This is a genomic window from Corynebacterium afermentans subsp. afermentans (genome assembly GCF_030408355.1).
GTDB lineage: Bacteria > Actinomycetota > Actinomycetes > Mycobacteriales > Mycobacteriaceae > Corynebacterium > Corynebacterium afermentans.
This window is the reverse complement of record NZ_CP046606.1, coordinates 1,653,990-1,668,462: the sequence shown is the minus strand read 5'-3', so window position 1 is coordinate 1,668,462 and position 14,473 is coordinate 1,653,990. Positions and strand designations below refer to the sequence as shown.

The 14,473-nt window shown below is 66.8% G+C and carries 12 protein-coding genes, 1 tRNA gene, 1 other RNA gene and 1 pseudogene; 8 read left to right on the top strand and 7 right to left on the bottom strand.

Translation table 11 applies throughout. The features are described 5' to 3' along the window. Positions 1–87: 87 nt before the first annotated feature. The gene (gene aceE / locus CAFEA_RS07965; protein ID WP_063938185.1) at positions 88–2,883 is read right to left on the bottom strand and encodes a pyruvate dehydrogenase (acetyl-transferring), homodimeric type; all 2,796 of its coding nucleotides are present in this window, start codon (positions 2,881–2,883) and stop codon (positions 88–90) included. 197 nt (positions 2,884–3,080) lie between these two features. Between aceE and CAFEA_RS07960 the strand changes: the two genes are divergently transcribed. Next, positions 3,081–3,494: a DUF3052 domain-containing protein gene (locus CAFEA_RS07960; RefSeq protein ID WP_063938134.1), complete on the top strand. Its 414-nt coding sequence runs from the start codon at positions 3,081–3,083 to the stop codon at positions 3,492–3,494. A 96-nt stretch (positions 3,495–3,590) separates the two neighbouring features. Here CAFEA_RS07960 and CAFEA_RS07955 read toward each other — a convergent pair. After that, a tRNA-Val gene (locus CAFEA_RS07955) sits at positions 3,591–3,666 on the bottom strand. Positions 3,667–4,001: 335 nt separating this feature from the next. On the opposite strand from CAFEA_RS07955, the pseudogene CAFEA_RS11330 reads away from it, so the two are divergent. Together CAFEA_RS11330 and CAFEA_RS07945 are read left to right on the top strand one after the other, a co-directional pair. Beyond that, positions 4,002–4,487, top strand: a pseudogene (locus tag CAFEA_RS11330) (transposase); the annotation flags it as partial. Positions 4,488–4,580: 93 nt separating this feature from the next. After that, on the top strand, positions 4,581–5,690 hold the full coding sequence (locus CAFEA_RS07945) for an IS30 family transposase (protein WP_290183919.1): 1,110 nt from the start codon (positions 4,581–4,583) through the stop codon (positions 5,688–5,690). A 70-nt stretch (positions 5,691–5,760) separates the two neighbouring features. On the opposite strand, the gene CAFEA_RS07940 is transcribed toward CAFEA_RS07945, so the two are convergent. From CAFEA_RS07940 to CAFEA_RS07925, 4 genes are read right to left on the bottom strand one after another with little or no spacing between them, the layout of a single operon-like run. After that, a complete protein-coding gene (locus CAFEA_RS07940; RefSeq protein ID WP_143313160.1) occupies positions 5,761–6,186 on the bottom strand; it encodes a hypothetical protein in 426 nt (141 codons plus the stop codon). A gap of 30 nt (positions 6,187–6,216) precedes the next feature. Further along, the gene (locus CAFEA_RS07935; protein WP_253705032.1) at positions 6,217–7,122 is read right to left on the bottom strand and encodes an SURF1 family cytochrome oxidase biogenesis protein; all 906 of its coding nucleotides are present in this window, start codon (positions 7,120–7,122) and stop codon (positions 6,217–6,219) included. Between the two features lie 6 nt (positions 7,123–7,128). Further along, entirely contained in the window at positions 7,129–7,605 is a 477-nt protein-coding gene (locus CAFEA_RS07930) for a low molecular weight protein-tyrosine-phosphatase (protein WP_076589871.1), read from the bottom strand. Continuing rightward, positions 7,595–8,227 carry an HAD-IA family hydrolase gene (locus CAFEA_RS07925; RefSeq protein ID WP_063938844.1) on the bottom strand — a complete coding sequence of 211 codons (633 nt, stop codon included), beginning with the start codon at positions 8,225–8,227 and terminating at the stop codon, positions 7,595–7,597. Before CAFEA_RS07925 ends, CAFEA_RS07930 begins: the two co-directional genes overlap by 11 nt. A 36-nt stretch (positions 8,228–8,263) precedes the next feature. On the opposite strand from CAFEA_RS07925, the gene CAFEA_RS07920 reads away from it, so the two are divergent. The 5 genes from CAFEA_RS07920 (at position 8,264) to CAFEA_RS07900 (ending at position 13,233) form a co-directional block, all read left to right on the top strand. Continuing rightward, entirely contained in the window at positions 8,264–9,397 is a 1,134-nt protein-coding gene (locus CAFEA_RS07920) for a Nif3-like dinuclear metal center hexameric protein (RefSeq protein ID WP_063938843.1), read from the top strand. A 9-nt stretch (positions 9,398–9,406) separates the two neighbouring features. Further along, positions 9,407–10,087: a zinc ribbon domain-containing protein gene (locus CAFEA_RS07915; RefSeq protein ID WP_063938842.1), complete on the top strand. Its 681-nt coding sequence runs from the start codon at positions 9,407–9,409 to the stop codon at positions 10,085–10,087. Between the two features lie 3 nt (positions 10,088–10,090). Next, positions 10,091–11,233 (top strand): bifunctional RNase H/acid phosphatase, encoded by a 1,143-nt coding sequence (locus tag CAFEA_RS07910; RefSeq protein WP_063938841.1) that lies wholly within the window; start codon positions 10,091–10,093, stop codon positions 11,231–11,233. A gap of 193 nt (positions 11,234–11,426) precedes the next feature. Continuing rightward, positions 11,427–11,821: RNase P RNA component class A (gene rnpB / locus CAFEA_RS07905), an RNA gene on the top strand. Between the two features lie 26 nt (positions 11,822–11,847). Next, complete coding sequence (locus CAFEA_RS07900; protein ID WP_063938870.1) at positions 11,848–13,233, top strand: RNB domain-containing ribonuclease; 1,386 nt, start codon at positions 11,848–11,850, stop codon at positions 13,231–13,233. 15 nt (positions 13,234–13,248) lie between these two features. Here the strand turns inward: CAFEA_RS07900 and CAFEA_RS07895 are convergent, their stop codons facing one another. Next, entirely contained in the window at positions 13,249–14,421 is a 1,173-nt protein-coding gene (locus CAFEA_RS07895; RefSeq protein ID WP_063938840.1) for a hypothetical protein, read from the bottom strand. Between the last annotated feature and the right edge of the window lie 52 nt (positions 14,422–14,473).

The following is a 14,473-nucleotide window of genomic DNA, read 5'->3' as shown; positions in this document are numbered from 1 at the left end:
CAAACAACCAAAAACCCACGACAAAAGGGGCGCTCCGAAACCGGAACGCCCCTAAAGCCCTAAGACCCTAAGGCCCGAGATAACCCCCTACTCGGCGGCGTTCTCCGGGCCGACGTCCTCGCCGTCCTCGTCGGCGGCGGTGGCGGTCGGGTCGTCGATCTTCAGGTCCTTGGCCGCCTGGGCAGCCACGGAGCGGTCGATCTTGCCTTCGTTGGCCAGGCCGAGCAGGGCGGCGACGGCCATGGACTCGGCGTCGATGTTGAAGTAGCGGCGGGCGGACTCGCGGGTGTCGGCGAAGCCGAAGCCGTCGGCGCCGAGCACGATGTACTGGCCCGGGACGTAGGCGCGGATCTGCTCCTGCAGGTCGGAGGCGAAGTCCGAGGTCGCAATGTAGGGCCCTTCAGTCTGCTTCAGCTGCTTGGTGGCAAATGCCTCCCCGACTTCTTCGCTCGGGTTGCGCAGCTGCTCGGCGGCCTTGGCCTGGCCCTCGCGGGCAAGCTCGGTCCAGGAGGTCACGGAGTAGATCGCGGCGCCGACGTTGTACTGCTCCTGCAGGATCTCCTGGGCGCGCAGCGCCTGCTGCATGCCCACGCCGGAGGCGAGGAGGGAGACCTTGTTGTCCAGGTCCTTGCCTTCGTCGTAAAGGTAGATGCCCTTGTGCAGGCCCTCCACGTCCAGGTTCTCCGGGCGTGCCGGCTGGTGGTGGGGCTGGTTGTAGACGGTGATGTAGTACATCACGTTCTCGTCCTTGTCGGCGCCCTGGCCGTACATGCGCTCGATGCCCTTGGAGATGATGTACGGCATCTCGTAGGCGAACGCCGGGTCGTACGGGATGACGGCCGGGTTGGTGGACGCCAGGATCGGGGAGTGGCCGTCCATGTGCTGCAGGCCCTCACCGAACAGGGTGGTGCGGCCGGCGGTGGCGCCGATGATGAAGCCGCGGCCCATCTGGTCGCCGGCGGCCCAGAAGTTGTCGCCGGTGCGCTGGAAGCCGAACATCGAGTAGAAGATGTACATCGGGATCATCGGCTCGCCGTGGGTGGCGTAGGACGTCGCCGCGGCGATGAAGGAGGCCGACGAGCCGTCCTCGTTGATGCCTTCGTGCAGGATCTGGCCGTCGGTGGCCTCCTTGTAGGACAGCTGCAGGTCGTGGTCCACCGGCACGTAGTTCTGGCCGTTCGGGTTGTAAATGCCCAGGGTGGGGAACCAGGAGTCCAGGCCGAAGGTGCGGGCCTCGTCCGGGATGATCGGGACGATGCGCTTGCCCAGCTCCTTGTTGCGCATGAGCGCCTTGAAGGTGCGCACGAGCGCCATGGTGGAGGCGACTTCCTGCTTGCCGGAGTCCTTGAACAGCGCCTTGAAGGTCTTTTCAAACTCCGGAAGCTCGACCGGGGAGTAGTCCTGGCGGCGCTCCGGCAGGTAGCCGCCGAGCTCCTCGCGGCGCTTCTTCAGGTACTTGATCTCCTCGGCGTCCTCGCCGGGGTGGTAGTACGGCGGCATGAACGGATCCTTCTCCAGCTCCTCGTCGGAGATGGGGATCTGCTGCTTGTCGCGGAAGAGCTTGAGGTCCTCCAGGGCCAGCTTCTTCATCTGGTGGGTGGCGTTGCGGCCCTCGAAGTTGTGGCCGAGGCCGTAGCCCTTGACGGTGTGGGCGAGGATGACGGTCGGCTTGCCCTTGGTGTCCAGGGCGCGCTTGTAGGCGGCGTAGACCTTGCGGTAGTCGTGGCCGCCGCGGCGCAGGTTCCAGATTTCCTCGTCGGTCATGTCTTCGACGAGCTTCTTGGTGCGCTCGTCGCGGCCGAAGAAGTGCTCGCGGACGTAGGCGCCGTCGTTGGCCTTGAAGGTCTGGTAGTCGCCGTCCTTGGTGGTGTTCATGATGTGGACGAGCGCGCCGTCCTCATCCTTTTCCAGCAGTTCGTCCCACTCGCGGCCCCACACGACCTTGATCACGTTCCAGCCGGCGCCGACGAAGAAGCTCTCCAGCTCCTGGACGATCTGGCCGTTGCCGCGCACCGGGCCGTCGAGACGCTGCAGGTTGCAGTTGATCACGAAGGTGAGGTTGTCCAGGCCGTACAGGGAGGCCATCTGGATCAGGCCGCGGGATTCCGGCTCGTCCATCTCGCCGTCGCCGAGGAACGCCCAGACGTGCTGCTGGTCGGTGTCCTTGATGCCGCGGTCCTGCAGGTACTTGTTAAAACGTGCCTGGTAGATGGCGTTCATCGGCCCCAGGCCCATGGACACGGTGGGGAACTCCCAGAACTTAGGCATGCCGTGCGGGTGCGGGTAGGACGGCAGGCCGCCCTGCTCGCGGGAGTGCTCCTGGCGGAAGCCGTCCATGTCGTCTTCGCTCAGGCGGCCTTCCATGAAGGCGCGGGCGTACATGCCGGGGGAGGCGTGGCCCTGGAAGAAGACCTGGTCGCCGCCCTGCGGCGCGTCCTTGCCCTTGAAGAAGTGGTTGTAGCCGACCTCGTAGAGCGCCGCTGCGGATGCGTAGGTGGAGATGTGGCCGCCGACGCCGATGCCGGGGCGCTGCGCACGGTGCACCATCACCGCGGCGTTCCAGCGCATCCAGCGGCGGTAGCGCTTCTCAATCTGCTCGTCGCCCGGGAATTCCGGCTCGAGCTTGGTGGGGATGGTGTTGACCAGGTCGGTCGAGGACAGTGCCGGCAGCGGCACACGCTTCGCGTTGGCGCGTTCGATCAGGCGCAGCATGAGGTAGCGGGCGCGCTCCGGATCGGATTCCTCGAGCAGCCCGTCGAGGGAGTCCATCCATTCCTGGGTTTCCTCGGGGTCCGCGTCGTGCAGGTAAGACGCCACGCCTTCGCGCAGCGAGAGGATGTTGGTGTCAACTTCGGACGCGGTCTTCGCGCGAGCGTCTTCCATGTTGGTCTCTTTCTGGGCCACTTCAACCTCCTGGCTTCAGTCGGGCAATACGCCCCAAGGATACGTGCTCGCGCGCGTGCGGTCTTACAGCGGGTACTCTTTGGTGAGACTAATCACGGGTTTGCGAGCATTCTTTGCTTCTCGACGTTAAGCTGTCGCCCAAACCACATCTTGATAAAAACGGAGGACATGGAGTTTTGAGTGCCACAGGAGTGGACACCTACGCATCCCGCCTGGGGGTAAAACCGGGTGATGTTGTGCAGGAGATCGGCTGGGACGAGGACGCGGATTCCGCCATCTCGGAGGCCATCGAGGATGCCATCGGGGCCGAGCTTCTCGACGAAGACGCGGACGAACCCTGCGACACCATCCTCCTCTGGTTCCGCGACGGCGACGGCGACCTCGTCGACGATCTCGTCGACGTCTCCCGCGGCCTCGGCCCCGGCGGCCGCATCTGGCTGATGACCCCCGGGGCCGGCTCCGAGGGTTCCGCCGGGGTGGTCCCGCCCAGCGAAATCGCCGAGTCCGCGCAGCTCGCCGGCTTCACCCAGACGAAGGCGGAACGCTTCGGCGCCTGGCAGGCATCCTGCCTCACCCCGCGCAACCGCTAGCCGCGCCGGGGGTTTTGGCCAGCGCTGGCCGCGTGGCGGGGCTAGGCAGCAATGCGAATGGTCCCGTTCCGGAATGCCGGATCGGGACCATCGATCTGGTGCGCCATGACGGGCTCGAACCGCCGACCTACTGGGTGTAAACCAGTTGCTCTTCCAGCTGAGCTAACGGCGCGCGTAGCAAGCAGACTAGCAGAGCCCGTGTGGGAAGCGAAAACTGCTGTTGGCTGGGTAACTCAACTCATCTCGGCCGAGGATGCTTACCCCAGAATGCTTACCCGGCCTAGATGCTTACCCCAGGATGCTTACTCCTCGAGTGCAGTAGCGGGCGCGGCCGGGGGTTCGTCGAGAAGTAAGCGTTTAGGAGTAAGCATCTAGCGCGGGGATGGGGCTTGACCGCCCGCAAACCCTGGGATGGGGCTTGACCGCCCGCAAACCCTGGGAAGGGCGCGACCGCCCGCAGACCCTGGGGGCCAAACCCCGGCATCGGCCGGAGTTGTCAGTGGGTGAATGCGCCACCTCGACTTGGAGGTTGTTGTGGCTGGTCGTTGGACTCCGAAGGATGTGAAGGCTGCGTCTGTGGCGCGGCTTGTTGCAGGCGATGATGTCGGCGAGATTGCTCGTGAGGCCGGTGTGGCAGAGGCCACGGTTTATGAATGGGTCAAGCAAGCAGGCGTGCTCCCGCCGAAGAAGGCGTTGGCACGTGCACGTGACCAGCTCATCGACGAGGCGGTGGCGCTGGTGGCTTCAGGTATGTCGGTACCGGATGCGGCTGCGACGTTAGGCATGTCACCAGGGGCGTTGTACCAGCGGTTGGCGAAAGTCGGTGTGCTCACCGAACTGCAGCAAAAGCCCCGCATCACCCCGCAGCAGAAAGCTGACGCGGTCGCACGGGTGCTGGCTGGTGAGCCGGTTGACGAGGTTGCGGCGGCGTTCGACCGGTCTGCGAATTCGGTGTATCGCTGGGTGCAGCAAGCACGCCAGGAGAAGGCGGGCGGAAACCGTGATGCGTCACAGCGCGCGGACACGCCGGAGGCTTGCACGGTAAAACCACCTGCACACAGCAAAGTTGATTCCGTGCCAGCACCAATGAAAACACAGGCAGGCCACGCGCCTGCCGACTATGCCGAGGACCGTGTGAAAGTCGGCCGCGGGGTCCGACTGTCGTATGAAGACCGCCTGACGATCCAACATGGGTGCAGCCAGGGAATGTCAGCCAGGCAGATCGGAGCACTTCTGGGGCGCCACCATAGCGTGATCAGCCGGGAAATCGCCCGCAACGGGTGGGAAGTTCCCGGCGAAGACGGTGAGGCCACGGTGTACTACAACGCCCGGCAAGCCGGCCTGGGCGCCAAGGCGCGTGCGCACCGGCCGAAGGTGCGCAAGCTTGACGACAACCCGGCACTTCGTGCTGTGGTGGTGACGTGTCTTGCCCGCCGGTGGTCGCCCGGGCGCATCAGTGTGTGGCTTCAGCATGCTTTCGCCGATGATGAAAGCATGCGTATTTCCCACGAAGCGATCTACAGTGCCTTGTACATCCAGGGCAAAGGCAGCTTGCGCGCCGAGCTTGAAGCGGTGATGAAGACCCAAGATGTGCTCATCCGCGGCGGCAAGCGGCGAAAAGCTCGGCCCCGTAATGCCGGTGTGCTCACCGGTAAGCCGTGGATCAAAGGTGCTGAAATCACCAAGCGCAGCCCAGAGGCTGACGACCGGGCAATCCCCGGGCACTGGGAAGGCGATCTTGTTATCGGCACCGGCGGCAAAAGCGCGCTGATTACCCTGGTGGAGCGCACCAGCCGCTACACCCTGCTTGGTCATCTGCCCACCGAACACACATCGATGACGGTGATTGCAACGATCCAGCAGATGGTCAAAGACCTCAACGCTGAACAGCTCAAGACCATCACCTGGGATCAAGGCGTGGAAATGGCTGAAACCGCACGTGTGCGCATCAAAGACGGCTGCGAGGTGTACTTTTGCGATCCGCACGCGCCGTGGCAGCGGCCGACCAACGAGAACACCAACGGTGAGATCCGCCGCCGCTTCTACAAAAAGGGCACCGACTTCGCCGAAGTAACCCCCGAGCACGTCGCCTGGGTACAAGACGAACTCAACGACACACCACGACAAGTCCTCGGCGGAGCAACCCCACGTGAGATACTCCAGCAAATATTCAATCGTGGCGCATTAACCGCTTGATCCCGCCGCCTATTTTTGCGCGAACCCAGGGTTTGGTGCCCAGGGTTTGCGCTGTCTTTTTGGGGGCCGGTCAGGCGAAGGGGCGGGACTCGACGGCGGCGAGGATGGCCAGCTCGAAGCAGGGGGAGGGGCCGGAGAAGGGCACGTCGGCGACGTCCCACTCGGAAAACCGCACCCGGGCGGAGCCTGCCACGGAGCCTTTGGCGTCGGGGACGACGGCGAGGTCCCACAGCTCGACGCCGGCGGCGGTGCAGGCGCGCGCGGCGCGGGTTTCCAAGGAACCGGGGTGGGCGAGGACGAACAGCGCCTCCTCGTCGTCGGCGGACTCGGCAAGCTGCGCCACCTGGGACAACACCGCGAAGGGCCGACTGCCAAACGTGACGGGGTGGTCGGCGACGGCGTCGTCGATGTCGTCGGTTTCGATGCCGTTCGCCAAACCAACACCTGCCGCTTCCAGGGTGAACAGGGCGGAGTGGAGCTGTTCGGCATCAATCACGGTCAACCGTCCCCTTTCAGGCGGGCGAAGCTAGCGTTCTTTTTCCTTATCGTAGGCCTTGGCCCACGGGTTGGCGCGCGACGAGCCGTAGCGCTGGCGACTAGGGGCAGCGGGAGCAACGGGGTCGGGGCTGCCGGCGGCGGTGGTGTCGTCGAGAAGCAATTGCTCCTGCTCGGCTTCGAAGCGGCGCCGCTCGCGGGAGTCGGAGTAGAGGAAGTAGATCAGGCCGGCGGGGGCGGCGAGGCCGAACAGGATCCACTGCAGCCCGTAGGAGAGGTGGTTGCCTGTTTCGAGCTGCGGCAGCGGGATCGGGTCGAGCACGCCCGCTTCGCCGCCGAGGAGCTGCAAGTATGGCGAGACCACATCGGTGCCGGTCAGCGAGCCGACCTGCGCGGGGCTGATGGAGTAGACCATGTCGTAGCCCTGCTCGTGCATGGGCGGGTTGGGGTGCTCGCCCTCATCGGCGCGCAGCAGGCCGGTGATGGTGACCTCGCCGGTCGGCGCCGGTTCCACGGCGGGCACCTGAGTGGAGTTTTCGGCCTTCACCCAGCCGCGGTGGACGACGATCGCGCGACCGTCGTCCAGCACAAACGGGGTGAGGACCTGGAAGGCGGGCGTGCCGTCGACGGGCCGCAGGCGAAGTAACACGTCGGAGCCGGTGTAGCGGCCGGTGGCGACCACGCGGGACCACTCGGCGTCGGCCCCCAGGGAACCGTCGGCGCCGACACGGGAGGTCAACGGCTCCGGGTCATGCTCGAAGGCGGCGGAGATGTGCTCGTTACGCTCTACAAGCGCCTCGTTTTTGCCCAGCTGCCACGGCGCCAGGAACGTAAACGCGTAGTAGGAGAACACCCCGATTAACAGCGCCGCGATGACCCAGCCGGGGGTAAGCATCTGCCGCCACCACGGCTTGGACGATTGATTGTTGGCGCTCACGCCGGGTCAGTCTAGTCGCTTGCGCACCCAGGCAATAATGCCGTCAGCTGCGGACTCGATCTGCTCGCGCACGACGGTGAAGCCCTGGGGCCCGCCGTAGTAGGGGTCGGCCACGCCGGCGCCTTCCTCAGCAGCGGGGTCGAACGAACGGATGAGGCGCACCTTGTCCTCGTCCACACCGCGGGCGACCAGCTCGGAGACGTGGTTCGTGTCCAGCGCGACGATGAGGTCCGCCTGCTCCTGCGCAAACCCGAACTGTTGGGCGCGGTGCGCCTCGCCGTCGTAGCCGTGGGCCGCCAGCTCCGCGCGCGCCCGCTCGTCGGCCTTGTGCCCCACGTGCCAGCCGCCAATGCCTGACGACGTCACCGTGACCGCGTCCGCAAGCCCCTCCTGCGCCAATTTCTCCCGGACGATCACCTCCGCCATCGGGGAGCGGCAGATGTTGCCGGTGCACACAAAGTCGATGTGCAATTTAGAACTCACGGATAATCCTTTCTAGCTCGGCGGCGTCGCGCGCCACATAGTCGGCCAAATCCCACTCTTGGTCAGCGCCGTAGCCCCAGGTCATGGCCACGCTCGGGATGCCAAACTCTTTGGCGCCCTGGAAGTCGTGCAGCCGGTCGCCGACCATCAGCGGGCGCTCGGGCGCGGCCTGATCCAGCACGTGCCGGATCACGTCGACCTTCTTCGCGCGCTTTCCGTCATTTGACGCGGCGCCGAGGAAATCAATGTGTTCCAAAAGCCCCGCGCGTTCCAGCGCGGCGCGTGCGAAGCGTTCGCTTTTCGACGTCGCCGTGCACACGCGGTAGCCCTCCCCGGCTAAGCGCTGCACCAGCGCATCCATGCCGGGGTAGACCTCGAAGCGCTGCCAGCCCTCGCCGGACATGTAGTCCGAGTAGGCGCGCATGGCGGTTTCTACCTGCGCGGCAGACATGCCGAGCGAGCGCATCGTCTCCGGCATGGGCGGGCCGGGGATGCGGCGGATAAATTCCTCGCTGGGTGTGTCCCACCCCACTGCCTCCAGACCGACTAGGAAGCCGTGCCTGATGCCGGGGAAGGAGTCGATCAGCGTGCCGTCGACGTCGAAAAGCAAAGTGGCGTTCACACCTGCCCACTGTTCCAAATTTGTAGGCTGGCTGCCATGACAGACGTAACAGTGCAGACAGTTGTTGACGCGCTCGAGGCGGCCTACCCGCCTGCGCTGGCGGAAAGCTGGGACCAGGTGGGGCTGATCTGCGGCGACCCGGACGCGAAGGTGACCAAGGTGGCCTTCGCGCTCGACTGCACCCAAAAGGTGGCCGAGCGTGCCGTCGCCGCAGGTGCCCAGCTGCTGGTCGTGCACCACCCGCTGCTTTTGCGCGGCGTGCACTCCGTGGCGGCGAACACGCCGAAGGGCAAGGTCATCCACACTCTGCTGGCCGGCGGCTGCGCGCTGTTCGCCGCGCACACCAACGCCGATTCGGCCCGCCCGGGTGTCTCGGACAAGCTGGCGGAGCTCGTCGGCATCACGCCTGGCCGCCCGATCAAACCCGTCACCCTGGACGCCACCGATCGCTGGGGCGTGCACGTCCCGCCGGCAGCCGCCGCGGACCTGAAACGCGCGCTGTTCGAAGCCGGCGCCGGCGCGATCGGCGACTACCGCGAGTGCGCCTTCTCCTTCGAGGGCACCGGCGAGTTCACCCCCGTCGACGGCGCGAACCCCACCGACGGGGCCGTGGGTGCGCACTACACAGCGGACGAGATCCGCATCGAGTTTGTGGCTCGGGCGCGGGACCGCCGGAGGATCGTCGAGAAGCTGCGCGAAGCCCACCCCTACGAAGAACCCGCGTTCGACGTGGTGCAGATGGCCGACACCAGCGACCTCGACACGGCGACCGGCCTGGGCCGCATCGGCGAGCTGGAAGAGCCGATGACGCTTAGCGAGTTCACCCAGCAGGTGGCAAACGCGCTGCCGGAAACCGCGTGGGGCGTGCGCGCCGCCGGCGACCCGGACCAGATCGTGCGACGCGTCGCGGTGTCCTCGGGCTCCGGCGACAGCTTCCTCGCCGATGTAGCTAAGCTCGGCGTGGACGTCTACGTCACCTCCGACCTGCGCCACCACCCGGTGGACGAGCACCTGCGCACCGGCGGGCCGGCCGTGATCGACACCGCCCACTGGGCCAGCGAGTTTCCCTGGACCGAGCAGGCGGAGAGTATCGTGGCTCCGTTGAGCGTGGACACCGAGATCCTGCACATCCGCACGGACCCGTGGACCATCTCCGCGCACCCCGAGTAAGGAGAAACGATGCACCTTTCCAAAGACCTGCAGCCCGTCCTCCTGCAGCTCGCGCAGGCAGACGCCGCGTCTTCCCAGCCGCGCGTGCGCCCCGAGGAGCAGGAGCTGCAAAAGCTTATCGACGAGCGCAAGCGTCTGACCGACGCCTCCGCCGCAGCCCAACTCGCAGTCGACGACATGGAGCTGGAAATCCTGCGCATCCAGGAAGACGAGCGGAAGCTGAAAAAGCGCGAGTTGGACGACAAGCGCCAGCTGTCCGCCGAGACCGACCCGGAGCGCCGCAAGGACCTCGAGCACGACCGCTACGCCGCCAAATCCCGCATCGCGGACCTTTTGTCCGAGCTGAAGGAGGCGCACAACGAGATCGCCGCGCTGCGCAACAACCGCGACGTCCACGCCGCCCGCGTCGACGAAGCCAACCGCAAGGTCGAGGCCGCCCAGCGCGCCGTCGACGCCCTGCCGGAGGAAGATGACCTGGACGTGGATGCGCTGCGGGGGCAGCTGCCTGACGATGTGCTCCGCGCCTACGACGACATCGGCGCCGCCAAGTTCAACGGCCGCGCCTGCGGCGGCTGCTTCATCCAGTTGCCGCCGGCCGAGCGCGCCGAGGTGCTCGGCGAGCCGGAAGACGAACTGCCCACCTGCCCGAACTGCGGCACGCTGCTGGTGCGGGTTTCTCCGGCGGAGTAGCTGATGCAGGTTTCCATGTACTGCGACGGCGGCTCACGCGGCAACCCGGGTGTCGCCGGATCCGGCTCCGTGGTCTACGACGCTTCCGGGGAGACCCTGGGCGAGATCGCCTACGTCGTGGGCAAAAAGTCCACCAACAACGTCGCCGAGTACTACGGCTTGGTGCGCGGCCTTGAGGCATGCCGAGAGGTCGGGGCGACGCACGTGGACGTGTTCATGGATTCCAAGCTGGTTGTCGAGCAGATGACCGGCCGCTGGAAAATCAAACACCCCGACATGCAGAAACTGGCGCGCGAAGCTCGCGATCTGGCCTCGTCGTTTGAGAAGGTCACCTACACCTGGGTTCCGCGCGCGAAGAACAAGAAGGCCGACGAGCTGTCGAATGTGGCCATGGACGCCGCCGCCCGTGGTGACGCGCCCGGCATCGTCACAGGCACCGGCGTGTGGGTGGGGGAGAAGCGGGGGGAACCGGAGGACGTCGAGAAGCCCTCGCACCAGACCGCCAGCCCCGCGCACTGGGCCGGCTCCGACGCCCCGCGCACCCGGTTCATCCTGCTGCGCCACGGACAGACCCAGCACTCCGCCGAGCAGCGCTTCTCCGGCACGTCCGATCCGGAGCTGACCGACACCGGCCGCGACCAGGCGCGCCGGGCCGCCGACGCACTGCGCAAATTCGGGCGCATCGACGCCGTTGTGGCCTCGCCGCAGGCTCGCGCGCAGGGCACCGCCCGCATCGCCGCGGGCGCGCTGGGGCTCGACGTGGTGGTGGACGAGGGGCTGCGCGAGCTCGACTTCGGCGACTTCGAGGGGCTCACCCGCGACGAGGCCGTGGCGCGCGATGCGGAGACGTTTGAGACGTGGCAGTCCTCGCCGAACAACGCGCCCCCGTCTGGCGAGTCTCTGACCGCGCTGCACCGCCGCGTGTCGCGGACACGGGAGAAGCTGCAGGAGCGCTACGAGGGGCAAACAGTGCTGGTGGTCACGCACATGACGCCGGTGAAGTCGTTCCTGCGCCAGGCCCTCGGCGCCGGGCCGGAGCTGTTCAAGCACGTGTTTTTGGACCTGGCCAGCATCAGTGTCGTGGACTACTACGGAGATTTCGGTGTGGTGCGCTGCGTCAACGACGTCGCACACCACCGCGGGTAGGTTCCGGCGCTAGATGCTTACCCCAGGATGCTTACCGGGGGAGGATGCTTACTCCTAAACGCTTACTTCTCGAGTGGCCACGAGAAATGCCCGTCAACGCTCTCGAGGGATAAGCATCCTTGGGTAAGCATCCTCGACCGATGCCCGGCAGTTCCGTTCCAACCGGCGGAAAGCGTATGCTGTACCTCGCGAATGAGCCGGCCGGGCGGCCGCGGCACCGCGAACCACCCCAACCTTGGGGCAGGCGCGGGTCGAGGAAAGTCCGGACTCCACAGGGCACGGTGGTTGCTAACAGCAACCCGGAGCGATCCGCGGGAAAGTGCAACAGAAAGTAGACCGCCTCGGCAACGAGGTCAGGGTGAAAGGGTGCGGTAAGAGCGCACCGGCATCTGCGGTGACGTAGGTGGCCAGGTAAACCCCACCGGGAGCAAGGCAAGAGCCCCCGCCCGAAACGGCGGAGGTCGTCGGATGTAGGCTGCCCGCCCAGTCCGAAGGTAGCTGCTTGAGGCCCCCAGCGATGGGAGGTCCAGATGGATGGTCGCCGCCCCGCAAGGGGAACAGAATCCGGCTCATAGGCCGACTCATTCGCCCTTTTCGTGGCACGATGGCTGCTTATGAAGCTCTACGCCGCGCCCCTGAACTTCCGCTCGATTGCGCGCGAATTCGACGTGCGCACAACGTTCGCGCCGGAGCTCCACACGGAAGCCTCGCAGCTTCAGGACCGCTTTTCGCAGTTGCGTATCGACGCCCGCTCCGTGCCCTTCGTCACCATCGATCCCGTCGGATCGAAAGACCTGGACCAGGCGGTGCACATCGAGTCCCGCTCTGGCGGCGGCTACGTGGTGCGCTACGCCATTGCAGATGTGGCGGCGTTCGTGGACCCCGATTCTGCGGTGGCGGACGAATCGCTGGAGCGCGGCCAGACGATCTACCTGCCCGACGAGCCCGCGCGCCTGCACCCGGAGGAGCTGTCGGAGGGCTCCGCTTCGCTGCTTCCCGACGTGGACCGGCCCGCAGTGCTCTGGACATTCGAGCTGGACGAGCGCGGCGAAGTCGATTCGGCGCACGTGGAGCGCGCGCTGGTGTGCTCCGTGGCGCGGCTGGACTACGAAAGCGTGCACAAAGACATGCAGGCAGGGTCAGTGCACCCGTCGATTGCGCTGCTGGAGGAGGTGGGGCAGCTACGGCAGCAGTCCTCGTTGCGCAGGCACGCGATCAACCTGCGCCTGCCGTCTGTGCGCGTGGTCGGCGACGGCGACACGTTCGAGCTGGTCATCGAGCCGCGCCACCCGGTCATGGACTACAACTCGGAAATCTCACTGCTCACCGGCATGGTCGCGGGGCGGATGATGGTCGACGCCGGGGTGGGCTTCCTGCGCACGTTGGGCCCGGCGGATGAGGGAGGGGAGGCGGAGTTTCGTCGAGAAGCACGCAACTTGGGCTACGACGTCGCCGGCGACATCGGCGAGTTCCTCGCCGGCGTGGACGCCGACACCCCGCGCGGCATGGCGGTGATGCGAGAGGCACAAAAACTCCTGCGCGGATCAGGCTACGTGGACCTATCCGAGAAGCAGGCCGAGGTGCACGCCGGTATCGGCGGGTTCTACTCGCACGTCACCGCACCCTTGCGGCGGTTGATCGACCGCTACGCCACCGAAGTCTGCCTCGCCATCTGCGCAGGTGAGGACGTACCGGAGTGGGTCGAGCGCGACGCCGCCCGGGTGATCAAGACGATGGGCCGGTCCTCGCAGCTCGCCAACACCGTGGAAAAGGCGTGCCTGCACCTAACGGAAGCAACCGTGCTCGAGCCGTGGGTGGGCCACAACTTCGACGGCGTGACGCTCAAAAGCGGGGAGGACGCCGCGCGCGTGTTCATCGTGGACCCACCGGTGCTCGCGCCGTCCGCGGGCGCACCGGAGGAAGGCGCGGAGACGAAGTTCTCCCTCGTGCGGGCGGAACCTGGCGCCCGCGAGGTCGGCTTCGCCTGGCCCGCGGACTAGGCCGAACAGCGCCGCCTACCCCTCGAGGCGGGCCGGTTCGCCGGCGGCGACCTCCACCACCTCGAACTCGCGTGCCATCGCGGCCGCGAACGAGTCCGCCTCCTGCACCGGCACGAACGCGATCACAGCGTCGGAGGTGCCGATGGCGGCAGGCCGGGCGGCGACGGCGCCACGCTTGCGGGCCAGGGCTACCAGGGCGTCGGGGGAGGCCAAGTCGTGGGCCTCGGAAGGCGAGTTGAGCAGCGTAAACAGCTCGTTGGCGCGGCGCGAACGCAGGGCCTTCGCCGCGGCAAGTGAGCGCAGCGTCTCCGATTCGCAGAACGCCACCCAGCGCCGCGCGGCCTCCGGCTCCGGCGCGTTCGTGTCGCCCGCGGCGCGGCGTGCCTCGACCCATTGGACGGCGCGTCCCGGGGCGTCGGGAAGCTGGCGCAGCGAGGAGACTCCGAAGTTGGAGCAGGCGGCGTCGATGAACGCGCGGCGCTCGGCGATCGCCTCGCGGGACTGCGTAAACGGCGCGCCCAGCTCTTGGGACACGGAAAACACGCGCACGCCGTGGCGCGAGGGGTGCGGCGCCTGGGTCAGCGAGCCGTCGGCGTAATCCACCACCGACACTCCCTCGGCTCCGCGCAGGGCCACCGAGTGCCGGGCGCGCAGCACCGGCAGCGACGAGTAGGTGTCCACGGCGTGCGAGCAGATTTCCGCCAGCCGGGCCCGAAACGGGGCGGTGTCCACGTCGTCGTGCCCGCCGGCCAGGGCCAGCGCGATCGCGGCGTCGGCGGCGTAGAGCGCGCCAAGGCCCGCGCCGACCGGCACGTCCGACTCCACGGTGATGTCCATCCCGGACGTGTCGCGGGAGAGCACCTGGCGCTGCACGAGTGTGTGCACGAGCCCCCACCAGCGGCGGGCGAGCCCGTCGGCAGGCTCGTCGCTGTAAGGCAACTGAGCCGAGAACTCCTGGCCGAGCGGGCCGCGGGCCGCAATGGAGATCACGCCGTCCGTGCGCGGGGACACCGCCGCCGCGGCGCGCAGCGACGACGTTCCCACCAGTGTTACGCCGCCGAAGTGGTCGACGTTTTCGCCGATGAGCACCCACGTGCCGGACGCGGATGCGACACGCCCGGACGCTGCGCGGACGCGCTCCACCGGTGACTCCGAGGGGGTTTCAAACGGGGTTTTACTCACTGCCATGTCACGCTCCTTTTAACCGCACCCACACTACCAACCGCCCCGGTACAGTCGG